The organism is Kitasatospora sp. NPDC052896 (assembly GCF_044547075.1).
GTDB lineage: Bacteria > Actinomycetota > Actinomycetes > Streptomycetales > Streptomycetaceae > Kitasatospora.
This window is the reverse complement of record NZ_JBITZU010000001.1, coordinates 1,157,605-1,180,160: the sequence shown is the minus strand read 5'-3', so window position 1 is coordinate 1,180,160 and position 22,556 is coordinate 1,157,605. Positions and strand designations below refer to the sequence as shown.

Genomic DNA, 22,556 nt, shown 5'->3' with positions numbered 1-22,556 from the left:
GCGGGCCGGAGGGATAGGGTGGCGGGTCTGGCTCTGCTGTGTGGAATCGTCCGGAGGCACGAAATGTCGGCCACCCGCTACACCTACCTCGGGCCCGCGGGCACCTTCACGGAGGCTGCCCTGCACACCCTGCCCGAGGCGGCGACCCGCGAGCTGGTGCCGGTCGGCTCGGTGCCGGCCGCGCTGGACGCGGTGCGGGCCGGCGAGGCCGCCGGGGCGTTCGTGCCGATCGAGAACTCGGTGGAGGGCGCGGTCACCGCGACCGCGGACGAACTGGCCACCGGCGCGCCGCTGATGATCTACCGCGAGGTGCTGCTGCCGATCGCCTTCGCGCTGCTGGTCCGACCCGGCACCACGCTGGCCGACGTCAAGACCGTCACCAGCCACCCGGTGGCCCAGCCGCAGGTCCGCCGCTGGCTGGGCAAGCACCTGCCGGAGGCCCGCTGGGAGTCGGCGGCCTCCAACGCGGACGGCGCCCGACTGGTCCAGGAGGGGCGGTTCGACGGCGCCTTCGCGGGCGAGTTCGCGGCCGCGCTGTACGGGCTGGAGCCGCTGGTCACCGGGATCCACGACGCGGAGAACGCGGCCACCCGGTTCGTGCTGGTCGGCCGGCCGGGCCGGGTCTCCTCGCCGACCGGCGCGGACAAGACCTCGATGGTGGTCTGGCTGCGCGACGACCACCCGGGTGCGCTGCTGGAGCTGCTGCAGGAGTTCGCGGTGCGCGGGGTCAACCTGATGCGGATCGAGTCCCGACCGACCGGGCAGGGGCTCGGCAACTACTGCTTCTCGTTCGACTGCGAGGGGCACCTGACCGAGCGGCGGGTCGGCGAGGCGTTGATGGGGCTGCGGCGGATCTGCCCGCAGGTGCGGTTCCTCGGCTCCTACCCGCGGGCCGACCGCCGGGATCCGGCCGGCCGCCGGCCGGGGACCTCGGACCGGGATTTCGTCGACGCCGCCGACTGGCTGGCGCGCTGCCTGGACGGTCGCGGCGAAGTCTGAATGAAGCCCGAATACCGGCTCGCCTGAACGGATGGTGAACGGCGGCCGGCCATTCGGAATGCCGGTGCGCCCGCGGCCGACCGTCATCCACAGGCCGGGCGGTGGAATCCCGTCATCCCCAGCAGGCCCGGTGGCCACGGGTTATCCACAGGCCTGGGGATGAGTCGACAAACCGGCATAGCTACTCACAGGTCCGATCCGATCAGCTGCAAGCCACCAAGAACGGACCAATCACACCAGAGTCACCCTTGTGCCATTAAGTCACCCGATCGAGCGGGAGAATTCGCTCGACTTTGTGGCCCAATCGAGGTTTGAAACCTCGGATTACCGATTTCACACCCAGTGACCACTGATCACTCCGTCATCCACAGGCAGCCGGCGCAGCCTGTGGACAAGTCGCGGACAGCACCAGCCGGCGGCAAGTTATCCACAGGATGGCAGTGGTTATCCCCAGGCGCCCAAAGCAGTACGGTCGGCCAGCCCTGCCCCGGTAGGCTGGGCCCCGTGATTGACCTTCGCCTGCTTCGTGAGGACCCTGACCGAGTGCGCGCCTCGCAGCGCGCCCGTGGCGAGGACGTCGACCTGGTCGACGCCCTGCTCGCCGCCGATGAGCGCCGCCGGTCCTCGGGCAGTCGCTTCGACGAACTGCGCAACGAGCAGAAGCTGCTCGGCAAGCAGGTCCCGAAGGCCCAGGGCGAGGAGAAGGCCGCCCTGCTGGAGCGGACCAAGTCGCTGGCCGCCGAGGTGAAGGCCGCCGACGCCGAGCAGACCGCCGCCAAGGAGGAGGCCGAGGCGCTGGTCCGCCGGCTGGCGAACCTGATCGACCCGGACGCCCCGGTCGGTGGCGAGGAGGACTTCGTCACCCTGGAGGAGATCGGCACCCCGCGCGACTTCGCGGCCGAGGGCTTCGAGCCCCGGGACCACGTGGAGCTCGGCCAGCTGCTGGGCGCGATCGACACCGAGCGCGGCGCCAAGGTGGCCGGCTCGCGCTCCTACTACCTGACCGGTGTCGGCGCGCTGCTCGAGCTCGCCCTGGTCAACATGGCGATGGCGCAGGCCACCGCGGCCGGCTTCGTCCCGATGATCACGCCGACCCTGGTCAAGCCCGCCGCGATGGACGGCACCGGCTTCCTCGGCCAGGCCGCCGAGAACGTGTACTTCCTGGAGCAGGAGGAGCGCTACCTGGTCGGCACCAGCGAGGTGCCGCTGGCGGCGTACCACATGGACGAGATCCTGGAGGGCGAGCAGCTCCCGCTGCGCTACGCCGGCTTCTCGTCCTGCTTCCGCCGCGAGGCGGGCACCTACGGCAAGGACACCCGCGGCATCATCCGGGTGCACCAGTTCGACAAGGTCGAGATGTTCGTCTACACCACGCCGGAGGAGGCCCAGGCGGAGCACCGCCGGCTGCTCCAGTGGGAGAAGGACTTCCTCAACGCGCTGGAGCTCCCCTACCGGGTGATCGACGTCGCCTCCGGCGACCTCGGCTCCTCGGCCGCCCGCAAGTTCGACATCGAGGCCTGGATCCCGACCCAGGGCAAGTACCGCGAGGTCACCTCGACCTCCAACACCACCGAGTACCAGTCCCGCCGGCTCTCCATCCGGGTGCGCGAGGAGGGCAAGGTCCGCCCGCTGGCCACCCTGAACGGCACCCTGGTCGCCGTGCCGCGGACCATCGTGGCGATCCTGGAGAACCACCAGCAGGCCGACGGTTCGGTCGTCCTGCCGGAGGCGCTGCGTCCCTACCTCGGCGGCCGGACCACGCTGGACCCGGTCAAGTGACCGAGCCGGCGTACCGGCTGGTCGCGACCGACCTGGACGGCACGCTGCTCAGCTCCGCGGAGACGGTCTCCGACCGCACCCGGGCCGCCCTGGCCGCCGCCACGGCGGCCGGGGCGGTGCACATCGTGGTCACCGGCCGGTCGGCGCCCTGGGCCCGGCCGGTCTTCGACGCCATCGGCTACACGGGCCTGGCGGTCTGCGGCCAGGGCGCCCAGGTGTACGACGCCGGCGCGGACAGGCTGCTCACCTCGATGACGCTGGACCGCCGGACCGGCCGGCTGGCCCTGGAGAAGCTGACCGCCGAGCTGGGCCGGCTCGCGGTGGCGGCCAACCAGGACGGGCTGGAGGGCACCGTACTGGCCCGGCCCGACTACCGGCTGACGGTCGGCGGCGAGCTGCCGGTGGCCCGGGTCGGGACCGAGGACGAGCTGTTCGCCGCACCGATCAGCAAGCTCTACCTCCAGCACCCCGAGTTGGACGACGACGCGCTGGCCGAGACCGCCCGGCGAGTGGTCGGCGACCTGGTCGGGGTCACCGTGGCCGGCCCGGGCCTGGTCGAACTGCTGCCGCTCGGGCTCTCCAAGGCCACCGGACTGGCCGTCGCGGCCCGCCGGCTCGGTCTGCGCGGGGCGGACACCATCGCCTTCGGCGACATGCCCAACGACCTGCCGATGTTCCGCTGGGCCCGGTACGCGGTCGCGATGGCGGGCGCGCACCAGGAGGTGCGCGCCGTCGCCGACGAGGTCACCGCGGGCAACGACGAGGACGGCGTGGCCGTGGTGCTGGAACGGCTGTACGGCTGACCCCCGGTGACGTCCCGTGACGTCCTGGCGGGCCGTCAGCCGCTGTAGCTGACGTTGGCGCACGGGTCGTCGTCCGCCGTCCGACCGCCGTCGGTGATGCTGCTCGGCAGCGGGCCGGGCGCGACGCTGGCGGCGGGCGCCGCACCGCCGTTGGCCGCGGCGAAGTCCTTGCCCAGGACCACGCTCAGGCCGGTCCCGGTGCTCTTCTCCAGCGTCGCGCCCGGGAAGAGCTGGGCCAGCGTCTGGGCGGCCTGCGCGTTGCCGCTGCCGTACTGGATCACCGTGGTGTCGTGCGTCTGGTCGGCCGCGTTGGCGGTGCCGACCACGGTGAAGTTCGCGTTTTTGAGCTTCGCCGAGGCGGTGACGGTCAGGCCCTTGGTGGTGGTGCCGTTGTAGACGCTCACCCGGGCGCCGGCACCGTTCACGCTGCCCGCGGCGGGCGGCGGGGTGGCCGATGCGGCCGCCGGACCGGACTGCTGGCCACCGCTGGCGTCCTGACCGTCCAGCGTCCTGTCGGCCTTGAGCGCGGCCCACAGCTTGTCGACGTCCGGGTGCACCCAGGAGACCCGCGGGCCCTCGAACCGCCAGGGCACCGTGATGAACTTGATGTCGTGCAGGTCGATGGACTTCATCGAGAGCGCGAAGGACATCAGCTTGGCGGCCGAGTCCAGCCCCGGGTCGACGGTCAGCGACTTGGTGGCGGCGTCCGCGAGCGGCAGCAGGGTGGTCGGATCCATCCCCCCGCCCTTGACCTTCTTGATCATCGAGGAGAGGAAGGCCTGCTGCCGCTGCATCCGGCCGATGTCCGAGCCGTCGCCTATCCCGTGCCGGACCCGGACGTAGTCCAGTGCCTGCTGGCCGGAGACCTGCTGCACGCCCTGGGCGAAGATCTGCTTGCCCTTGCGGCCGAGGTTGGGGTTGAGGTCGCCCTCGTAGACCGCCTTCGGCACGCAGACGTCGACGCCGCCGATCGCGCTGGTCATCGCGGAGAAGCCGGAGAAGTCGACCACCATGGTGTGGTCCACCCGCATCCCGGTGAGGTGCTCGACGGTGTTCTGCGTGCAGGCCGGGTTGCCCTGGTCGGTGTTGCCCATCGCGAACGCCGAGTTGAACATCACATTGGTCTGCGTTTTGGTCCACTTGTTGTTGACCAGGCAGGGCGGGATCTCGACCAGCGAGTCGCGCGGGAACGAGATGCCCACCGCGTGCTTGTGGTCGGCGTAGACGTGCAACAGGATCGTGGTGTCCGAGCGGGCGCCGTCGTCACCGCCGCCGCCGAGGTCGACGTTGTTCCCACCGCGCGAGTCCGAACCGATCAGCAGCACGTTGACCGGCTTGTTGCCGTTGGCGTCGGCGGTGGCCTCCGGCGGGCGGTTGGCACTGATCCCGGCCTTGTCGAAGCTCTTGATGTTGCCGTCGAGCTTGTAGTAGATCGCCCCGCCGCCGGCCGCGACCACCAGCACGACCGCCGCCGAGGTCCAGGCCAGCACCTTCCTGGTGTTGCGCTTCGGGCGCGCACTCCTGCCCTGGGCACGTCGGGCCCGGGCCCGACCGCCGGGCCGCGGGCCGCCCTGGGCGGGCACGCCCCGCCGCGGGACGTCCTCCGCCCGCCGGCCCCCGGCGCTCTGGTCGGACGTCCCCGCCCTCTGGCCTGACATTCGTAAACCCTTCGCCGGCGGCAGACACGTATGAGCTTCTGCGGAGCATATAAAGAGACCAGCACTTGAGTAGTGCGTGGGATCTGCTTTACCTGCCCGGCCGAGCAGTTCAGTGTTATGAGAACACCGAGAATCGACCCACGGTTCCGGTGGTCACCGCCGTAGTTATCAGGATCACAGCCGCCGACGGATGCTCAGCCCGTCACCACCGGCCGCCCGGACGACAGTCCCCACTCGCTCCACGAGCCGTCGTAAGCCACCACCGCGCTGCGGTCGCCCACCCCGAGCGCCCGGAGCTCCCGGGTGAGGGCTTCCGGGTCGGGCATGGTGTGCGGCAGCGGGCTGGCCTGGTCGGAGAGCGCGCCGTCGAGGTCGAAGACCCGGGCCCCGGGGATCCGCCGCTCCGCACCGCGGTACGGACCCACGCTCGCGTCCAGCGCCACCAGCTCGGGGTGGCCCAACCGCTCGGCCAGCCAGTCGGCGGAAACCAACGGACCGGGGACGGACAGCGGACCCATCTCGCGGCTCTCCTCGGTGATCTGACGAGCCGTGTGACCGCCCGGGCCAGCGTACGGGGTGCGATCCCGGCCACACCGCCCCGAGTGTGGTCGGGTTGTCGGACAACCGGTTGTAGGATGACCGGGCAAGGGAGTCCCCGAATGGAGCGGAGGTGGCGTGATGACCAACGGGAACCTGCACGCCACCGGGCGCCGGTCGCTGGTCGACCTCGCCATCGAGCAGCTCCGCGAGCAGCTGGCCGCCGGGGCCTGGGCCGTCGGGGAGCGGATCCCCACCGAGCACGAGCTGGCCGAACAGCTCCAGGTCGGCCGCAACACCGTCCGGGAGGCGATCCGGGTGCTGGTGCACGCCGGGATGCTGGTCTCCCGGCAGGGCGAGGGCACCTTCGTGCGCAGCACCAGCGACCCGGCCTCGGTGCTGCGCGGCGTCCAGCGCTCGGGCGTCCGGGACGTCCTGGAGGTCCGGGCCGCGCTGGAGGCCGAGGCCGCCCGGCTGGCGGCGGTCCGGCACACCGCCGAGGACCTGGAGCGGATGCGCGCGGCGCTGGCCCGGGAGGCCGAGGTGATCGCCGCGCACAGCGAGCGGGTCGCCCGTGAGGCCACCGTCGAACACGACCTGGAGTTCCACACCGCCGTGGTCGAGGCCGCCCACAACCCGGCCCTGGCCGAGCTGTACCGCTACTTCAGCGCCTCCGTCCGGGAGGCCATGCACACCGCGTTCGGCGACCACGAGATGCCCGAGGTGGTCGTCGCCACCCACGAGGCCCTGGTCGACGCCATCGAGAGCGGCGACCCCGAGCGGGCCGAGGCGGCCTGTCGCGCCCTGCTGAACGGCCCGACGGCCGCGGTCGAGCAGCTGCTCGCCGAGTTCGCGGCCCGCAAGTAACGCCGGGCACCCCTCCCCACGCCTCCTGCCGTCCCCCCGTACCGAGAAAGCACAACCATGCCCGTCACCCGTGCCCAGCGGCCGGTGGCCGCTCCGGCCGTCCCCGTCCGCGACCGGCTCGCGCACCCGGCCCTGCTGCTCACCGGGATCGTCCTGGTCGCCCTGAACATGCGCGCCTGCCTCGCGGCCATCTCCCCGATGGTCGGCGAGATCCAGCGCACCTTCGGCCTCTCCACCACCGCGAGCGGGCTGATCACCACCGTGCCGGTGCTCTTCCAGGGCGTCGGCGCGCCGCTCACCCCGCGGCTCACCCGGCGGTTCGGCACCGAGCGGGTGGTGCTCGGAGCGGTGCTGGTGCTGGGCGCGGGCGTGCTGCTGCGGGTGCTGCCCTCGGTGGTCGCGCTCTACGCGGGCTGCGTGGTGATCGGCGTGGCGATCGCGGTGCTGAACGTCTCGATGCCCGGGCTGGTGAAGCGCGAGTTCCCGGACCGGGCCGCCACCATGACCGGCGTCTACTCGACCACCATGCTGGTCGGCGCGACCCTGGCGGCCGGCTCGTCGGTGCCGCTGGAGCACGCGCTGGGCGGCGGCTGGCGAGCCTCGCTGGGCACCTGGTCGCTGCTCGCGCTGGTCGCGGCGATCGCCTGGCTGCCGCAGGTGCTCCGGGCACGGCAGCCGCGGACGGCCGAGGCCACTCCGCTGCGGCCGGCGGCCGTGGCGCGGCCGATCAACGGGATCTGGCGGCTCCCGCTGGCCTGGCAGATCAGCCTCTTCATGGGCATCTCCTCGCTGCTCGTCTACACCCTGGTGGCGTGGATGCCGACGATCCTGGCGGCCCACGGGATGAGCCGGGACGAGGCCGGCCTGGTCTTCGCCTTCAGCAACCTGGTGCAGGTGGCCGGGGCGTTCCTGGTACCGCTGCTGGCCGGCCGGCTGCGCCGGCAGAGCGGTCTGGCGCTGGCGATGGCGGCGCTGAACGCGGCCGGGATCACCGGGCTGCTGGTGGCACCGGTGTCGGGCGCCTGGCTGGTGGCGGCGGTGCTCGGGGTGGCCCAGGGCGGCTCGCTCGGGCTGGCGCTGGCGTTCATCGTGCTGCGCACCGACAGCGCGGCCGGCGCGGCCCAGCTGGGCGGGATGACCCAGGCGGTCGGCTACCTGATCGCCGCCGCCGGGCCGGTGGGTGCCGGGGCGCTGCACCAGCTGACCGGCGGCTGGACGGTGCCGCTGGTGCTGATGCTGGTCTTCGCGGGCATCGCGGCGGCGGCCGGGCTCGGCGCCGGGCGGGACCGCACGCTGTAACGACGGGAACGACGACGGACGGCACCCGGCTCACCGCCGGGTGCCGTCCGTCGTCGTTCTGCCGTCGGTCCTCCGTCAGTCCCCGGCGGCCAGGGTGAGGCCGGCCAGCCGGACCGCGGCCAGCCAGCCGGCCCCGACCGTGACCAGCACCAGCAGCGGCACCGCCGCGCCGAGCCCGACGTTCGTGCTGATCCCCCCGTGCGGCGCCACCGCCCTGGCCACCGCGAGCCCCCACTGCTGCACCGAGAGGGTCCGGGCGCCCTCGACGAAGTTGCCGACCACGCTCTCCCAGATCAGCGCGTAGGCCAAACCGGCCACCACGGCGTTCCGGGTCACCACGCCGAGCAGCAGGAAGACCGAGCTGTAGGCGGTGCTGGCCACCAGGACGCCGACCGCGTAGCCGACCGCCAACGCGTCCTTCGTGCCGTAGAGGACCAGCCCGGCCAGCAGGGTCGGCACGGCCGCCACCACCCAGCTGGTCAGCACCGCCACGATCAACTTGGTGGTGATGATCTGCCAGCGCGGCAGCGGCTTGGCGAGCAGGTAGACGATCGAGCCGTCGTCGATCTCGGTGGAGATCACGCCGGTACCGACCACCACGCCGAGCAGCGGGACCAGGGTGCCCAGGCCGAGCTGGCCGAGGATGGTGGCGGTCAGCTGCTGCTTGTCGGCGCTCGAGCCGCGGGCGATCACGGACATCAGCAGCAGCAGGCCCGGGACGACCAGCAGCAGGAGGCCGCGCCGGCTGCCGAGCAGGCCGCGGACGGTCAGCCGGGCCACGGTCGTCCGCAGGATGGGGTGCAGCACGGGGTCAGCCTTTCGAGTGCGTGCGGTGCGGTGGGGTGCGAGGGCCCTCAGGAGGCGACCAGGTAGGAGAAGACGCTCTCCAGCGACTCGTCCGCGGGGGAGACGGTGAAGAGCCGGATCCCGGCCGCCCGGGCGACCCGCGGCAGCAGCGTGGTGAAGCCCTGGAAGTCGATCGCCTGGACCCGCAGGCCGCCCTCCTTCCGGTCCAGCTCGATCCCGGCCGTCGAGCCGTCCGCGATCAGCGCGGCGGCGAGCCGGCGGTCGTCGCTGGAGCGGACCAGGTAGCGGTGCGGACGGTCGGTCATCAGCCGGCGGATCCGGCGGAAGTCGCCGGAGGCCGCGTGCCGGCCGGCCACCACCACCTCGATGTGCCGGGCCAGTTGCTCGACCTCCTCGAGGATGTGCGAGGAGAACAGCACCGTCCGGCCGTCCGCCCCGAACCGGCGCAGCAGCTCCATCAGCTGCAGCCGCTGGCGCGGGTCCATGCCGTTGAACGGTTCGTCGAGCAGTAGCACGGCCGGGTCGTGGACCAGCGCCGAGGCCATCTTGACCCGCTGCTTCATGCCCTTGGAGTAGGTGCCGGTCGGGCGCTCCCGAGCGTGCTCCATCTCGACCAGGGCGAGCGCCCGGCGGGCGGCGGCGCCCGGGTCCGGCAGCCCGTGCAGCTCGGCGTTGGCGAGCACGAACTCCCAGCCGGTCAGGTAGTCGTACATCGACTCCCGTTCCGGGACCAGGCCGATCGCCCGGTACACCTGCTGGTTGCGCCAGATCGGCGCGCCGTCCAGGGTGACCGAGCCCGTCGAGGGGGCCAGGAAGCCGCTCATCAGGTGGATGAGCGTGGACTTGCCCGCGCCGTTCGGCCCGAGCAGACCGGTGACGCCCGGGCCGATGCTCATCGACACGTCGTTGACGGCGACCACGTTGCCGAACCAGCGGGAGACCCGGTCGATGCCGATGACAGCCATGACGCCCTCTCAGATGTTCCGGTAGCGGCGCAGCAGCAGCCCGTACGAGCCGGCCACCAGGCCGGCGATCGCCAGCCCGAAGACCGCCGCGCCGACCGCCCCGGCGGGGGTGCCCGGCGCGCCGCCCTGCCGGGCCAGGCCGCAGACCTGGTTGGTGAAGAGCCGCACCAGACTGCTCGGTGACAGCAGGTACGGCCAGCGCGAGGAGTCCCCCACGCGGTTGTCGAGCAACGCCGACAGGATGCTCGCGATCAGCTGACTGACCACCAGCAGGCCCATGATCGCGGCCACTCCGAAGCCGCGGCGCGGGGTGGCCGCGGCGACCAGCAGGCCGACCGCCGAGAAGACCACGGCGTAGAGCAGCGCGGCCAGCAGGCCGAAGCCGAGGTGCGCGGTGTTGTGGCCGATGTCCAGTCCGCCGAGCAGCGCGCCGACGTAGAGGATCAGCAGCGGCGACGCCATCACCAGCAGCAGGGCGCAGACCATCGCCGCGGCCTTGGCCCGCACGTAGTCGGTGCGGGTGATCGGGCGGGAGAAGTACAGCGGCACGGTGTGGTTGCGCAGGTCGCGGGAGAGCAGCACCGGCGCCTGGGCGGCCACGAAGATCTCCGCGAAGAGCAGTCCGACGCCGTCCAGGTACTGCGGATAGTCGGTGACCAGGCGATCACCGTGCTGCAGCACGGTGATCGCCACCAGGGCCGCGGCCGGCAGCGCCATCGCCGCCACGATCAACATCGGCAGCACCTTGGACCGGCCGGCGCGGCCGAGGCCGAAGGCGCCGCGCAGGCCCTGGGTGAAGAGCGAGCGGGTGGCGTAGGAGCGGCCGAGCCGGGGGCCCTGGTAGCCGCGGTAGCCGATGTCGTGGATCACCCCGGCGTCGGCACGGGGCCCGGTGGCCGCCGGTGGTACGGCCGCGGCGTCAGGCGGTACGGTCATCGGCTGCCTCCCGGGCGAAGATCTCGGAGACCCGGTGCCGGCGCTGTTCCAGGCGGACCAGACCGAGCCCGAGGCCGGCGACGGTGTCGCGAACGATGTCGTAGGTCTGCTCGTCGGCCAGCTCCACCAGCAGGATCCGCGAGCCCTCGGCGCGGACGGTCAGCCCGGCGGCGGTGAGCCGCTCGCGGACCGCCCGGTCGGCGTCGCGGGCGGGCTGGTCGCCGACCGGGTCGGTGACCTCCACCGCCAGCAGCCGGGTCGCCTCGGTGAAGGAGGCCGTGGAGGAGGAACGCAGCAGCCGGCCGCCGTCGATCACCACCAGGTGGTCGCAGGTGCGCTCCAGCTCGCCGAGCAGGTGGGTGGTGACCAGCACGGAGATGCCGAACTCGTGGTGGACCCGGCGGATCAGCTCCAGCATGTCGTCCCGGCCGACCGGGTCGAGTCCGTTGGTCGGCTCGTCCAGCAGTACCAGCCTCGGGTCGTGGACCAGCGCCTGGGCCAGCTTCACGCGCTGCTTCATGCCGGTCGAGTAGCCGCCCATCGGGCGGTAGCGCTCCTCGTACAGCCCGACGTGACGCAGCGTGTCGGCGGTCCGCTCGCGGGCCGCGGCGGCGGGCAGGCCGGCCATCCGGGCCATGTGCACCACGAACTCGGTGGCCGAGACGTCCGGCGGCAGGCAGTCGTGCTCGGGCATGTAGCCGACCCGCTCGCGGATCGCCGGGCCCTCGGTGGCGACGTCCAGCCCGAGCACCTCACCGGTTCCGGAGGTGGCCGGGGAGAGGCCGAGCAGGATCTTGATGAGCGTGGACTTGCCCGCGCCGTTGGCCCCGACCAGGCCGACCACCCCCGGCCGCACCTCCACGGTCAGCTGGTCGAGGGCGGTGACCCGGGGGAACCGCTTGGTGAGGGCGTCCGTTCTGATGACGGGCGGTGCAGGGGCTGTGGACACCGCTCGAACCTATCGGGCGGCAACAGTCCCTGGCGTTAGCTCGAATGACGAGGCGTCACTCCATCCGCGGGATGACGTGCCGAGCGCGGTCCCCTAGGGGCACCCCTGCCGGTGCCCGGCGGCCGACTCGCCCATCCGGCCCAGCGCGCGGCCTCCTGATGACAACTCCACCGTTCCGGCCGAACATGGTTCTAAGGGAATTCTCACCCCAGCCCACCCTCCGCACTCGCGCCCCTGGGGGGATCACCGATGCCCGCTCGTTCCAGCACCCGCCGCCGCACCCGCCTGCTGGCCGGAACCGCCGCCCTGGCGATCGGCGCCGGCCTGCCGCTGCTCTCCGCCGCCGCGGCCCCGGCCGCCGCGCCCACCCCCGCGTGCCCCGGCAACGCGACCACCGCGGGCCACCAGGGCACCGCGGCCAGCGCCTTCCTGCCCGACCAGCCGAGCAGCATCACGGCGGGCGGCAGGCCGGTCGTCATCGACCTGGAGATGGCCAACCTCACCGGCGCCGACTACCCGCGGATCGCCCCCTCGCTGCTCCTCACCGGTGCCCGGGGCGCCGACGACCTCCGCCCCGGCGACCTCAGCGTCCAGGTGATGAAGAACGGCGCGTGGCAGCCGCTACCGGTGCTGCCGGGCTGCGACTCGGGCCTGGGCGCCGACACCTCGTCCCTCGCCCAGCGGCTCGCCAGCGGCCACGCCGCGCGCTTCATGTTCCGCGTCGCCCTCTCCGCCAAGGCCCCCGCCCACCAGAACGCGGTCACGGTCACCTCCGGCACCGGCCTCAACGACCGCCCCAACCAGCTCACGCTCCACGTCCTGCGCCACTGACGGCCGGGACCGGGCGGGTGCGATCGTCGGACCGGCGCGACCGCGACGCGGCGGTGACGCGGCCGGCGCAGGCCCCGGGAGCACCGGGCACGACCGTGACGTCGCCGTGCTCCGGGTGCGGGACCGCGGCGAGCATCGCGTCGACGGCGTGCTCGTGGCCGGGCAGCCCCTCGAAGGCGAGCAGTAGGGTCGGGAGCATGCGTCTGAGCACAGTGATCCTCCCGATACACCGGTGGAACGAGGGACAGAAGATCTGGCAGCGGGCCGAGGACCTCGGGTTCCACGCCGCGTACACCTACGACCACCTGTCCTGGCGGTCCTTCCGCGACGAGCCGTGGTTCGGGGCGGTCCCGACCCTGACCGCCGCCGCGACGGCGACCGAGCGGCTGCGGCTCGGGACGCTGGTGACCTCGGTCAATCCTTTTTCACCTATCGCGGCCTGACCTGCGATGTTTCGCCGGTTCAGCCCCTGATGCCACTATCCCTGCGAGTCGGCGGGCCAGAACTTGGGCGGGGCGCTGGCAGGATCCACGATGCGCAAGCGGCTCTGCTGGGACGGGTCGACCGCATTCAGCGAGATCAGACGCTGTCCGTCCGCCTGGTCGAGTTCAGCCAAGGCATGGGGCAGGCCGGCGCACACAGTGGCGATAGCCGCACCGAGACCCACCAACCCACCGTGCTTGTGATTCTGGCGGTACTCGATGCGATGCAGGCCCGACTCGGCGATGGCGACCACCTCGAGTGGGCGGCTCAGTTGCTTCGTGTCATTCGTGACAACGAGCTCAAAGCCGTCCGCTGCCGCCCGGGCGTAGAGGTCGACATCCTTGGTTCCCGCCCAGCCGCTGAGTTCGGCTACATGCTCGACGACGTGGTGCTTCAGGAGCAGCCGCACGATCCGTGCCATGGGGAGCGGCACATTCTCGTCGAGCAGCAGCTTCAAGAGGCTGCCTGCCGGATTTCCGCGTCCTCGTAACTGTCGACATAGTCGGCGAAGTCCGCTGCGTCGCGCGCTGCCTCTGCTGTCACGCCCGGGTAGTAGTCGCCGATCTGCTCAGGTGGCACGCCATCCCTCAGGAGAGCGGCGACCTCCGTCGCCGGGATGCGTGTCCCCTCGACGACCGGCTCACCGCCTCGCACGGCAGGGTCGATGGACACGTGCGGCCGGGGTTCAAGGAGGTCCGGGATTCGTCGACCACCACGGTAGAAAGGCGCAAGCACGTCCACCATGTCGTGGATGACGACATTGCCCTTGCTCCGCACGAGGTCCACTGCGTGCTCCGGGGCTGCCAGGTAGATCGTGTCACCGCCCGCGACCAGTCGGTAGGCCGAGAGGTGTTCACGTTCGTCGAGGCCCTCGCGCAACGTGCTCAGCGCCCGCCTGATCTTCTGCAGGGATGCCTCCTCGCGAAGGCGGACACAGGCTCGCAGGGCGACCACGTCGCGAAAGGAGTAGAGGATCGGACGAGACGCCGAGATCTCCGGCACGAGGACAGCGCCGCGTTCGCCGGCGGCCCGCCGCCAGTGCGACAGCTGCCGCAGAGTCGCACCGGACAACGCGGCAGCCAGCTTGGGCTCGTACGACATGCGGCACCTCCTTGGCTCCAGCCGACGATCCGACGCTACTTCATCGTCCCGTACGGGCATCAGGCTCGCCAGCATTTCACCCGGACGAGGCCGCCGAGACACGCCGCGCTCTCGTGAGCTTCCGCCGTCGGCCGCCGGCGACGAGTTCGCTGAGGCGCTCGCCGATCACGGACACACCGGGGCGGGGTTCCTGCTCGTAGTACCAGGGCTTGCGTCGGCGTAGCAGGGCCTCGCCGTGCTCGGCCCAGGTGAATCCGGGCTTCCGCAGCAGCTTCCGGAACACCGCGTCGGTGGTTTCCGGGTGGGCGGTGGCCAGTCGGCGGATCGGAAGCGGCGCGATCGACTCTTCGCGCAGGTACGTGCGCAGCAGGTCCTGGTGCTGCCTGCGGCCCGTGAGGGCCGGGTCGGCGAAGAGATCCCGCAGCATCCCGTAGTCCGCGTAGAAGTTCATTCCATCGACGTCGTCGTAGATGACACCGATGGTGTCCGAGTCCGCGAGGTCCCGCAGCAGTTCGAAGGCCGGAAAGTCGAGGCCCGGGAGCCGCCTGCCTCGGGTGCGGTCGGGGTGCTCGGCGACGGCGGACTCCTGCCGGTGCCGGTAGTAGGCGTTGAGCCGCTCCTCGGCTTCGGCTGGGGGAAGGACCAGTTCGTCGCTGCCGAAGAACTCTACGAAGGCGGCCCGGTCCTCCCGCATCTGCCGCCAGCCCTGTTCGATCTTCTCGGTGTTGCGAAAGACCAGCTCGGGCTGGCCGGCTGCCAGTTGGACCGCGGCACGGGCGATCTCGGAGGAGCTGGACTTGGGGTAGTAGGACATTGCCCCGGAGACCAGCCAGGCCTCGTCGGTCGGGACAAGGGGCACCAGGCACGCGAGGAGGAATCCTCCCTTGGACACTCCGCGGAAGGCCGCCCGCCCGACGTTCGAGTACGTGCGGTACTCCAGGTCGTCGACCAGGTTCAGCAGGACGACAGCATCCCCGTCCTTGCGACAGATCTCGAAGATGCCTTCGACTGGATCGCGCCAGCCGAGCAGCATCTCCCGGTCGGCTTCACTCAAGTCCCGCCGCCCGGCGACGAACCGGTCCACCACGGTCGCACCGTCCGGCAGGCGGTACCGCAGGATGAAATGGTCGGTGATCCGGATCGCATCGGTCTCGTCCAGTCGCCGCTCAGGTCCGGCGGCCTCCAGCAGGAGCGGAGTCAACCACCGGTCGAAGCGCGCGCTCTGCGCGAAGGCGACCAGCTCGCCCTTCAATTCGGCGCAGCGTTCGGTGAGTTCACCGAGTGAACGGTCATCGGTCCCGTGATCCGCTTCCTGCGCTGTGATCGCCACGATCTGCCCCTCCGTACAAGCCGGTTCTGAAGTGATGTGCGAGTTGTTCCGCCTCAACCGGCCCACTGCCGGTAAGCCTCGACCCACTCGGCACCGACAGGGGCAGGCGTCGGCATCGGCAACTCCAGAATCCCGATCTTCTGTCGCGTGGCGCCGCGCGAGCACAACGCGACGATCCGGCCGTCCTCGGAGAGATCGACACTGTGCACGGCCACCTCGACTCCGAGGACCGTCGTACCGAACGGCACCGCGAGGTGCTCTTCGATCATGGTGAACAGGCCCGTCAGCTCCTCGTCCTCGCCGTAGGCATCGACGGTGGCCTCAGCGATCAGGGCCTCAAGCTCGGCCCTACCCAGTGCGCTCATAGCGCCACGCTAGCGGTAGCGCGGGTGGGTCACCGCGAGTTGCCAGAACTCTCACCCGCCGGTGTGCACGCGTAGGGTCGATGTCATGCGACTGAGTACGGTGATCCTCCCCATCCACCGGTGGAACGAGGGTCAGAAGATCTGGCAGCGAGCCGAGGACCTCGGGTTCCACGCCGCCTACACCTACGACCACCTCTCCTGGCGGTCCTTCCGCGACGCGCCCTGGTTCGGGGCGGTACCCACCTTGACCGCCGCAGCGGCGGCTACGGAGAGTATCCGCCTGGGGACCCTAGTAACTTCGCCGAACTTCCGGCACCCGGTGACCCTGGCCAAGGAGCTGATCACCCTCGACGACGTCTCCGGCGGCCGGCTGACGGTCGGGATCGGGGCCGGCGGGACCGGGTACGACGCGACCGCGATGGGCCAGCAGGCCTGGTCGCCGAAGGAGCGGGCGAACCGGTTCGGGGAGTTCCTGCCGCTGCTGGACGAGCTGCTCACCGAGCCCTCGACCACCCGGGAGGGCGAGTACTACGAGGCCGTCGAGGCGCGGAACATCCCGGGCTGCGTGCAACGGCCGCGGGTGCCGTTCTACGTGGCGGCGACCGGCCCGCGCGGGCTGCGGCTGGCGGCCGAGTACGGGCAGGGCTGGGTGACGTACGGCGACCCGCGCGGCCCGGCGGACGTGCCGGCCGACCAGGCGCCCGCCGTGGTCGCCGGGCAGCTGGCGAAGCTGCGGACCGCCTGCGAGCAGCGCGGCCGGGACGTCGCCGAACTGGAGAAGGTCCTGCTGCAGGGCTCGACCGCGGAGCGGCCACTGGCCTCGCTGGACGCCTTCGTCGACTGGGCCGGCACCTACCGGGAGCTCAGCATCACCGAGCTGGTGATCCACTGGCCGGTCCCCGACTCGATCTTCGAGAACGACCTCGCGGTCTTCGAACGGATCGCCACCGAGGGCCTGGCCCAGCTGGGCTGAGCGCCCGCCGCGGACGGGCCCTGGTTCCGCTCCGGGATTCCGCTCGTGTCGCGCGAACGGCCGGGCGCGCGACGCTGGAAGGAGCAGCCGGTTGCCGGACCGGCGGTGGATCTAGGAGGTGGCCGTGATGTACGCACGGCTGAGCACCTACCAGAGCGGCCCCATCCCCCCGCACGTCGATCTGGCCGAGGGCAGCGCGCCGGCGCTGCGCCAGGTGCGACAGCTGCCCGGGTTCTGCGGCGCCTACTTCCTGACGGACCGGGCCAGCGGCCGGGAGATCGTGCTGAGCCTGTGGAAGGACGAGGAGTCCATGTGGGCCAGTGAGGCGAAGGCTGCCCAGATCCGTGCCGAGAGCGCGGCGCGCGAGCAGCAGCAGATCATCAGTGTCGAACACTTCGAGGTCGGCTTCGCGCACCTGGAGGACTGACCCCTGTCTCCGGGATCAGCGCAGGGCCACGAAGGTGGCCCCCGCCACGGCGGCCCCGAGCGCCGTGCCGACCAGGACCTGGCCGAGGGTGTGGTCCCGCAGCTTCACCCGGGACCAGCCGACCACCGCGACCAGCGGGTACAGCGCGAGCAGCCAGGGCCCGTAACTCAGTGCCAGGATCACGACGGCGCCCGAGGAGACCGCCGTGTGCACGCTGACCTTCCAGAAGGTGGTGATCGCCAGGATCGCGGCCAGCGAGGCCAGCATCGCGGCGACCAGCGCGACCAGTGCCGAAGGGGCGTGGCAGAGCAGCATCAGCGCCATCCCGCACAGCACCGAGGCCATGATCAGCGGTATCACCACCAGCCGGTCCTGCCGCCGCCGGACGTGCCGGTCACCCCAGTGGCCGCGCCGCTCGCCGGCCTTGATCAGCAGGATCGGGATCACCCCGGAGAACAGCGCGGCCTCGACGCCCCAGGCCACCCCCGGCAGCCGGCCCGCGTGCCAGCCCACCAGCAGGGTGACCGCGATGATCCAGTTCTTCGGCTCCAGACCGTCGGTGATCAGCCGGGCCGGCCGGGACTCGACGGCGACGGCGGGCGTGGGACGGGTGGGGGCGGTGGTCACGGGATGTCCTGGGGTTCGGCGTGAGCATGGGTGTGGGCGAAGGCGTCGGCGGTGGGCGAGCGGTAGGCCTCCGCGAGGCGGCGCAGCCGGCGGGTCTCGGTCTCGAAGTCGAGTTCCGCGAACCCGCCCGCGGCCCGCTGTGCGGGCACGCCGCCCGGCGCCCGGCCGGCCAGCCGGTCGGACCGGGCCGCTCGCAGCCAGAGCGCTTCGGTCATCGCGTCCAGCGGCTCACCGCTCAGCCCGGTCCGCGCGGCCGCCCGCCGGGCCCGCTCGCGCAGCCCGTCGGGGGCGTGCGGGGCGAGCACCAACTCGGCGTCCCGGATCTCGATCACCAACCGGTGCAGCCGCACCCGCGGCCCGCGGCCGAGTTCCGCGGTCAGCACCACCTCGGGCACGGCTCCGGTGAGCGAGGTCCACAGTGCGCCGAGCCGCCGGGCGGTGTGCCAGTCGCGCAGCCCGCGCCACGCCACGCCGACCGCGGGGACCGAGTTGCCGACCACGATCAGCGCGATGGCCGACCACTCGATGCCGTAGAGGACGGCGGAGCCGATGAACATCGGCCGGTCGAAGAGGTGCAGCACCACCTGGCAGAGCCGCAGCACCGCGTAGACCACGCCGGCCGCGGTGCCGGCGCCCAGGATCCGCAGGCCGACGCCCAACCAGCCGGCCCCGGCCCTGGTCCCGTACGTCCAGAAGAGCCAGCTGGCGACCAGCATCGAGCCACCCAGGTAGCCGGTGAAGATCAGCGCGTAGCAGGCGGCCGGGACGGAACCGGGGTAGGCCAGGTAGAAGTCGGTGACCTCGGTCGGCTGGTGCAGCAGGCTGAACGTTCCTGCCAGCCCCGCCGAGGCGACGAGCACGGCGGTGCGCAGCGGTCCGCGCAGCCGGGCCGCCAGCTCGGGCCGGGAGATGTCGGCGACGAAGGTCAGCACCGCACCGCAGGCGACGATGCCGACCACGTGCTTGATCGGCACGGTCAGGTTGTGGACGTGGCTGACCCGGTCGATCCAGGCGGTCAGCGCGGGCAGGCCGAGGGTGATCGCGACCGTGAGCCCGGCGAACGCGGTCCACAGCGAGCGCTGGCGCGGGCTCCGGACGGCGGCGGGCAGGCGCCAGCAGGTGACCACCCAGAGCATGACGATGACGGCGAGCTTGGCGGGTGTCACGAGCTGCGCACCGGGTGCCCGAAGGCGTCGTCGAGGCGGGCCAGTACGTCGGCGGAGTCCCGGGCGTCCGGGTGCGGGGCGGTGGCCCGAGTGACGCGCTCCAGGATCAGCGTGGCCAGCGCCTCGGCCTCGCTCTCCTGACGGCTGCTGTAGCCGTCGCGGGCGAGCAGGGCGAGCACCCGGTCGGTGGCCAGGCCGAGCTCCTGGTCGGTGGCCAGGCCGAGCTCCCGGTCGGCGACCCGGTCGGCGGCCACGGCCAGCGCGGCCTTCGGGTCGTGAGCGGGCGCGGTGGTTTCGGCAGGGGCGTCGGCAGGCGTCCCGGCGGCGTCGGAGGCCGTGGTGAGCAGGCCGACGTCGGGCGTCAGATGGCCGAGCAGCATGTGTGAGATCTCGTGCAGGACGATCTGGGTCTTCAGGATGGGTTCGGCCGCGGCGTCGTAGAACACCAGGTCGGCGCGGTCGGTGCCGAGCCAGAGCCCGCACGGCAGGTCCACCTCGCCGGGGTTGGCCACCGGCACCAGGTGCAGCGGGCGGCCACGCTGGTCGGCGATGCGGCGGCAGAACTCGGTGAGGTCGAAGGGACGCGGCACGGTCAGCCGGTCGGCCAAGGCGGTGAGGTCGGCGCGCGCCTGTCTTCGCCACTTCATGGAGGCCCTGTTCCTCTGGGAGTCGCCTGGTGCGCCGCGCCCGCACGGCCCGGCCGCGGGTGGACGGGAGTAGCCGGCTTGTCACGGATCGACGAGTAGCTTAGACGGCCGGTACCGCGACCCCCACCGCGCTACTCACCGCGCTACTCACCGCGCTACTCACCGCGCTGCTCGACCCGCTGGCGGCCGCGCCGGGCCAGGTTCACCTCGGGCAGACCCTCGATCTTGCGGACCTGGTCGACGATGGTGCGCAGGCCCTGGAGCGCTCGCGGCGAGAGGCCGGCCAGCCGGAAGGCGACGGCGCGGATGTTGCTGTCGGCCAGCATGTCGGCCAGCTCGTCGGTGGGAGCAACCACGGGGGCCGCTGGGGCGGCGGCCGGGGGGACGGCCGTCGGGGGGACCATCGCCATCGCGGCGGGCATGGCACCCGGGATCCGCGCGGGGTCGGCGGCCCGGAGGTCCGCCTTGAGCTCGCACAGCCGCTCGTCCACCCGCTCGGCGACCGTGTCGTCCAGGAAGTAGGCCGCCGGGACGCCGAAGAAGGCCGCGATCGCCTCCAGGGTGTTGACCGTGGGGTTGGTCTTGGCCCCGGTCCGGATCTGCTGGAGCGTGCCGTGCGAGACCGTGGGGCCGCCGGGCGCGGCCTGCTGCTTGATCGCCTGCGCGACCTCGTGGTAGCTGAACGGTCCGCGGTGGGCCGGGTGGATCTCCCGGAAGAGGTGGTCGAGCTTCTCCGCGAGGGTGCGTCGGCCGGGTGCGGGCCGGATGCCCATCGACTCAGCCATCGGAATCACCGTTCCTCGTCCGCGAAGCTCCAGGGGGTTCTGTTCGAATCATCCCAGTATCCACTCAAATGGATCTCGGATCTGACTGAACCGCCTTGTTTCATCCACGGTTGACAGCCCCCGGTGGGGTCAGCGTATGTTCAAGCGCGCCGTCCAACAAAATAGACGGCAGCCGGCGGCACACGGTCACACGGGGGTTGACCGCGTGCCGCCGGCGCTGTTTCCGGGCCTGATTCCGAGCCTGTCCATCTGGCCGACCGCACCTGCGAGGATGGATGGGTGACCCAGGCTGCCCCGCGCCCCCGACTGATCGCCACCGACCTCGACGGCACCCTGCTGTGCCGCGACGGCATGGTGTCCGAACGGACCGCCGCCGCACTCGGCGCGGCCGAGGAGGCCGGGCTGCAGGTCGTCTTCGTGACCGGCCGGCCGCCGCGCTGGATGCAGCACCTCGGCCCGCACATCGGTGACCACGGGGTGGCGATCTGCTCCAACGGCAGCGTGGTCTTCGACGTCCGGCGTCGAGTGGCGCTGGAGAGCTTCCCGCTGCCGGTCGCGGAGGCTCGCAAGGTGATCGGGCTGCTGCGCGAGCGGCTGCCCGGCACGGCGTTCGCCTTCGAGTGCCCGCTCGGGTTCGCCCGGGAGCCGGAGTACCAGGTGCCGATGTGGGGAGCCGAGGAGGACCACCCGGTCGGGCCCGCCGAGGAGCTGCTGACCGACGGCCGGGTGCAGGACACCTACAAGGTGCTGGCCAAGCACCCCGATCTGGATCCCGACCGCTTCCTCGGCGAGGCCCGTGCCGCGGCCGGCCCGCTGGCCGAGATCACCCGTTCCAGTCCGATATCCCTGCTGGAGATCAGCGCGCCGGGTGTCACCAAGGCCAGCACGCTGGCCCGGTGGTGCGCCGAGCAGGGCATCGACCGCAGCGCGGTGGTCGCCTTCGGCGACATGCCCAACGACCTGGAGATGCTGGCCTGGGCCGGTACCGGGTACGCCGTCGCCAACGCCCACCCCGAGGTCCTCGCCGCGGTCGCCCAGCACACCGTCAGCAACGACGACGACGGCGTGGCCCGGGTGATCGAGGATCTGATCGGCCGCCGGGCCGGCTGAGCGCCTTCGCCGGCTACTGTCCCTCTCCCCTCCTCACGCCTCCTGGCCCAACCCCGTCAGCCGAAGCGGCCGTTGACGTAGTCGGCGGTGCGGTGGTCGGCCGGGTCGGTGAAGAGCCGCTCGGTCGGACCGGCCTCGACGATCCGGCCCGGCGTGTCGTGACTCGCCAGGAAGAACGCGCAGGACTGTGAAACCCGCTGTGCCTGCTGCATGTTGTGGGTGACGATGACCACGGTGAGCCGCCCGCGCAGCTCGGCGATGGTCTCCTCCACCCGGCGGGTCGAGGTCGGATCCAGCGCCGAACAGGGCTCGTCCATCAGCAGCACGTCCGGCGAGACGGCCAACGAGCGGGCGATGCACAGCCGTTGCTGCTGACCGCCGGAGAGCGCGCCACCGGGGGTGTGCAGCCGGCTACTGACCTCGTGCCACAGACCCGCGCGCCGCAGGCTGCTCTCCACCAGGTGCTCGCGGTGCTCGCGGGAGACCCGGATCCCGGCCAGCTTGAGACCGCTGGCCACGTTGTCCGCGACCGACATCGCGGGGAACGGGTTGGGCCGTTGGAAGACCATCCCGATCCGGCGCCGCACCTCGGCCGGGCGGCGGCCGTGCGCGTAGACGTCCTCCCCGTCCAGCAGGACCTCACCGGCGAGTTGGGCACCGCGCACCATCTCGTGCATCCGGTTCAGGGTCCGCAGGAAGGTGGACTTGCCGCAGCCGGACGGCCCGATCAGCGCGGTCACCTCACCGGCCGCCATGGCGAGCGAGACCCGGTCGAGCACCTTGCGGGCGCCGAACCACGCGGAGACGTCCCGGGTCACCAGGCCGGCCAGCCGGGCGGCCTCCGGATCGCTCACCCCGGCTGCCCCAACCGTCCCGGCCGCGGGGTCCGCGGTGGTCGGCTGGACCGGCAGCGGCAACGGCAGGGTGACGGTGCTGGCGGCGGGGGCCTCGGGCTCGTCGGCGGCGGGCTGGTCGTGCGGGTGGCTGGTCATCGGCGGTCCTTCCGGGCACTGGTACGGGCGGTGCGGGCGCGGCGGCATCGGCGGGCCGGCATGCGAGCGAGCGGGCGGGCGGGCATCCAAGCGGACGGGCCACCATGCGAACGAACGGGC

General features: G+C 72.0%; 25 protein-coding genes and 1 pseudogene. 10 read left to right on the top strand and 16 right to left on the bottom strand.

The annotated features are described in order from the left end of the window. Positions 1-63 precede the first annotated feature (63 nt). From pheA to ACIGXM_RS05490, 3 genes are all read left to right on the top strand, one after another. On the top strand, positions 64-999 hold the full coding sequence (pheA, locus tag ACIGXM_RS05500) for a prephenate dehydratase (protein ID WP_396557041.1): 936 nt from the start codon (positions 64-66) through the stop codon (positions 997-999). Between the two features lie 504 nt (positions 1,000-1,503). Then, positions 1,504-2,778 (top strand): serine--tRNA ligase, encoded by a 1,275-nt coding sequence (gene serS, locus ACIGXM_RS05495; RefSeq protein ID WP_396557039.1) that lies wholly within the window; start codon positions 1,504-1,506, stop codon positions 2,776-2,778. Next, positions 2,775-3,581 carry an HAD family hydrolase gene (locus tag ACIGXM_RS05490; protein ID WP_396557037.1) on the top strand — a complete coding sequence of 269 codons (807 nt, stop codon included), beginning with the start codon at positions 2,775-2,777 and terminating at the stop codon, positions 3,579-3,581. The genes serS and ACIGXM_RS05490 overlap by 4 nt, the downstream gene beginning before the upstream one ends. A gap of 35 nt (positions 3,582-3,616) precedes the next feature. Here the strand turns inward: ACIGXM_RS05490 and ACIGXM_RS05485 are convergent, their stop codons facing one another. Together ACIGXM_RS05485 and ACIGXM_RS05480 are read right to left on the bottom strand one after the other, a co-directional pair. Further along, positions 3,617-5,239: an LCP family protein gene (locus ACIGXM_RS05485; protein WP_396557035.1), complete on the bottom strand. Its 1,623-nt coding sequence runs from the start codon at positions 5,237-5,239 to the stop codon at positions 3,617-3,619. A gap of 194 nt (positions 5,240-5,433) precedes the next feature. Next, on the bottom strand, positions 5,434-5,757 hold the full coding sequence (locus ACIGXM_RS05480; protein WP_396557033.1) for a hypothetical protein: 324 nt from the start codon (positions 5,755-5,757) through the stop codon (positions 5,434-5,436). Between the two features lie 160 nt (positions 5,758-5,917). Between ACIGXM_RS05480 and ACIGXM_RS05475 the strand changes: the two genes are divergently transcribed. Then, on the top strand, positions 5,918-6,643 hold the full coding sequence (locus ACIGXM_RS05475; RefSeq protein ID WP_396557031.1) for a FadR/GntR family transcriptional regulator: 726 nt from the start codon (positions 5,918-5,920) through the stop codon (positions 6,641-6,643). Positions 6,644-6,700: 57 nt separating this feature from the next. Then, entirely contained in the window at positions 6,701-7,942 is a 1,242-nt protein-coding gene (locus ACIGXM_RS05470) for a CynX/NimT family MFS transporter (RefSeq protein ID WP_396557029.1), read from the top strand. 75 nt (positions 7,943-8,017) lie between these two features. Here the strand turns inward: ACIGXM_RS05470 and ACIGXM_RS05465 are convergent, their stop codons facing one another. Genes ACIGXM_RS05465 through ACIGXM_RS05450 form a run of 4 tightly spaced genes read right to left on the bottom strand, consistent with a single transcriptional unit; the run spans position 8,018 to position 11,599 of the window. Beyond that, entirely contained in the window at positions 8,018-8,737 is a 720-nt protein-coding gene (locus tag ACIGXM_RS05465; protein WP_396557394.1) for an ABC transporter permease, read from the bottom strand. A 59-nt stretch (positions 8,738-8,796) separates the two neighbouring features. Then, the gene (locus tag ACIGXM_RS05460) at positions 8,797-9,714 is read right to left on the bottom strand and encodes an ABC transporter ATP-binding protein (protein WP_396557027.1); all 918 of its coding nucleotides are present in this window, start codon (positions 9,712-9,714) and stop codon (positions 8,797-8,799) included. A 9-nt stretch (positions 9,715-9,723) separates the two neighbouring features. Continuing rightward, a complete protein-coding gene (locus tag ACIGXM_RS05455) occupies positions 9,724-10,650 on the bottom strand; it encodes an ABC transporter permease (protein WP_396557025.1) in 927 nt (308 codons plus the stop codon). Next, entirely contained in the window at positions 10,634-11,599 is a 966-nt protein-coding gene (locus ACIGXM_RS05450; RefSeq protein WP_396557023.1) for an ABC transporter ATP-binding protein, read from the bottom strand. Before ACIGXM_RS05450 ends, ACIGXM_RS05455 begins: the two co-directional genes overlap by 17 nt. Before the next feature lie 249 nt (positions 11,600-11,848). Between ACIGXM_RS05450 and ACIGXM_RS05445 the strand changes: the two genes are divergently transcribed. Next, a complete protein-coding gene (locus ACIGXM_RS05445; protein WP_396557021.1) occupies positions 11,849-12,430 on the top strand; it encodes a hypothetical protein in 582 nt (193 codons plus the stop codon). Here the strand turns inward: ACIGXM_RS05445 and ACIGXM_RS05440 are convergent. Further along, positions 12,405-12,629, bottom strand: coding sequence for a hypothetical protein (locus ACIGXM_RS05440; protein WP_396557019.1), 225 nt, complete (start codon positions 12,627-12,629; stop codon positions 12,405-12,407). The genes ACIGXM_RS05445 and ACIGXM_RS05440 overlap by 26 nt on opposite strands. Between ACIGXM_RS05440 and ACIGXM_RS05435 the strand changes: the two are divergent. Further along, positions 12,628-12,864 (top strand): annotated as a pseudogene (locus tag ACIGXM_RS05435) (LLM class flavin-dependent oxidoreductase); the annotation flags it as partial. The gene ACIGXM_RS05440 and the pseudogene ACIGXM_RS05435 overlap by 2 nt on opposite strands. Before the next feature lie 44 nt (positions 12,865-12,908). On the opposite strand, the gene ACIGXM_RS05430 reads toward ACIGXM_RS05435, so the two are convergent. The 4 genes from ACIGXM_RS05430 to ACIGXM_RS05415 all read right to left on the bottom strand — a co-directional run bounded on the left by ACIGXM_RS05430 (position 12,909) and on the right by ACIGXM_RS05415 (position 15,709). Then, entirely contained in the window at positions 12,909-13,370 is a 462-nt protein-coding gene (locus ACIGXM_RS05430) for a hypothetical protein (protein WP_396557018.1), read from the bottom strand. Then, positions 13,367-14,014 (bottom strand): DUF433 domain-containing protein, encoded by a 648-nt coding sequence (locus tag ACIGXM_RS05425; RefSeq protein ID WP_396557016.1) that lies wholly within the window; start codon positions 14,012-14,014, stop codon positions 13,367-13,369. The genes ACIGXM_RS05430 and ACIGXM_RS05425 overlap by 4 nt, the downstream gene beginning before the upstream one ends. A 76-nt stretch (positions 14,015-14,090) precedes the next feature. Beyond that, on the bottom strand, positions 14,091-15,344 hold the full coding sequence (locus tag ACIGXM_RS05420) for a hypothetical protein (protein ID WP_396557014.1): 1,254 nt from the start codon (positions 15,342-15,344) through the stop codon (positions 14,091-14,093). A 53-nt stretch (positions 15,345-15,397) separates the two neighbouring features. Continuing rightward, positions 15,398-15,709 carry a hypothetical protein gene (locus ACIGXM_RS05415; protein ID WP_396557012.1) on the bottom strand — a complete coding sequence of 104 codons (312 nt, stop codon included), beginning with the start codon at positions 15,707-15,709 and terminating at the stop codon, positions 15,398-15,400. 85 nt (positions 15,710-15,794) lie between these two features. On the opposite strand from ACIGXM_RS05415, the gene ACIGXM_RS05410 reads away from it, so the two are divergent. Together ACIGXM_RS05410 and ACIGXM_RS05405 are read left to right on the top strand one after the other, a co-directional pair. Continuing rightward, entirely contained in the window at positions 15,795-16,682 is an 888-nt protein-coding gene (locus ACIGXM_RS05410) for an LLM class flavin-dependent oxidoreductase (protein WP_396557010.1), read from the top strand. A 127-nt stretch (positions 16,683-16,809) separates the two neighbouring features. Continuing rightward, the gene (locus ACIGXM_RS05405; protein ID WP_396557392.1) at positions 16,810-17,109 is read left to right on the top strand and encodes a hypothetical protein; all 300 of its coding nucleotides are present in this window, start codon (positions 16,810-16,812) and stop codon (positions 17,107-17,109) included. Positions 17,110-17,124: 15 nt separating this feature from the next. Here ACIGXM_RS05405 and ACIGXM_RS05400 read toward each other — a convergent pair whose 3' ends face one another. The 4 genes from ACIGXM_RS05400 to ACIGXM_RS05385 all read right to left on the bottom strand — a co-directional run bounded on the left by ACIGXM_RS05400 (position 17,125) and on the right by ACIGXM_RS05385 (position 20,334). Then, positions 17,125-17,736, bottom strand: a complete 612-nt coding sequence (locus ACIGXM_RS05400) for a hypothetical protein (RefSeq protein WP_396557008.1) — start codon at positions 17,734-17,736, stop codon at positions 17,125-17,127. Further along, positions 17,733-18,902 carry an MAB_1171c family putative transporter gene (locus ACIGXM_RS05395; protein ID WP_396557006.1) on the bottom strand — a complete coding sequence of 390 codons (1,170 nt, stop codon included), beginning with the start codon at positions 18,900-18,902 and terminating at the stop codon, positions 17,733-17,735. The genes ACIGXM_RS05400 and ACIGXM_RS05395 overlap by 4 nt, the downstream gene beginning before the upstream one ends. Next, positions 18,899-19,549, bottom strand: a complete 651-nt coding sequence (locus ACIGXM_RS05390; RefSeq protein ID WP_396557004.1) for a hypothetical protein — start codon at positions 19,547-19,549, stop codon at positions 18,899-18,901. The genes ACIGXM_RS05395 and ACIGXM_RS05390 overlap by 4 nt, the downstream gene beginning before the upstream one ends. Positions 19,550-19,704: 155 nt before the next feature. Next, positions 19,705-20,334, bottom strand: coding sequence for a helix-turn-helix domain-containing protein (locus tag ACIGXM_RS05385; protein WP_396557002.1), 630 nt, complete (start codon positions 20,332-20,334; stop codon positions 19,705-19,707). Positions 20,335-20,613: 279 nt separating this feature from the next. Between ACIGXM_RS05385 and ACIGXM_RS05380 the strand changes: the two genes are divergently transcribed. Then, on the top strand, positions 20,614-21,444 hold the full coding sequence (locus tag ACIGXM_RS05380; RefSeq protein ID WP_396557000.1) for an HAD family hydrolase: 831 nt from the start codon (positions 20,614-20,616) through the stop codon (positions 21,442-21,444). Between the two features lie 56 nt (positions 21,445-21,500). On the opposite strand, the gene ACIGXM_RS05375 is transcribed toward ACIGXM_RS05380, so the two are convergent. Continuing rightward, positions 21,501-22,436 carry a phosphate ABC transporter ATP-binding protein gene (locus ACIGXM_RS05375; RefSeq protein ID WP_396556998.1) on the bottom strand — a complete coding sequence of 312 codons (936 nt, stop codon included), beginning with the start codon at positions 22,434-22,436 and terminating at the stop codon, positions 21,501-21,503. Between the last annotated feature and the right edge of the window lie 120 nt (positions 22,437-22,556).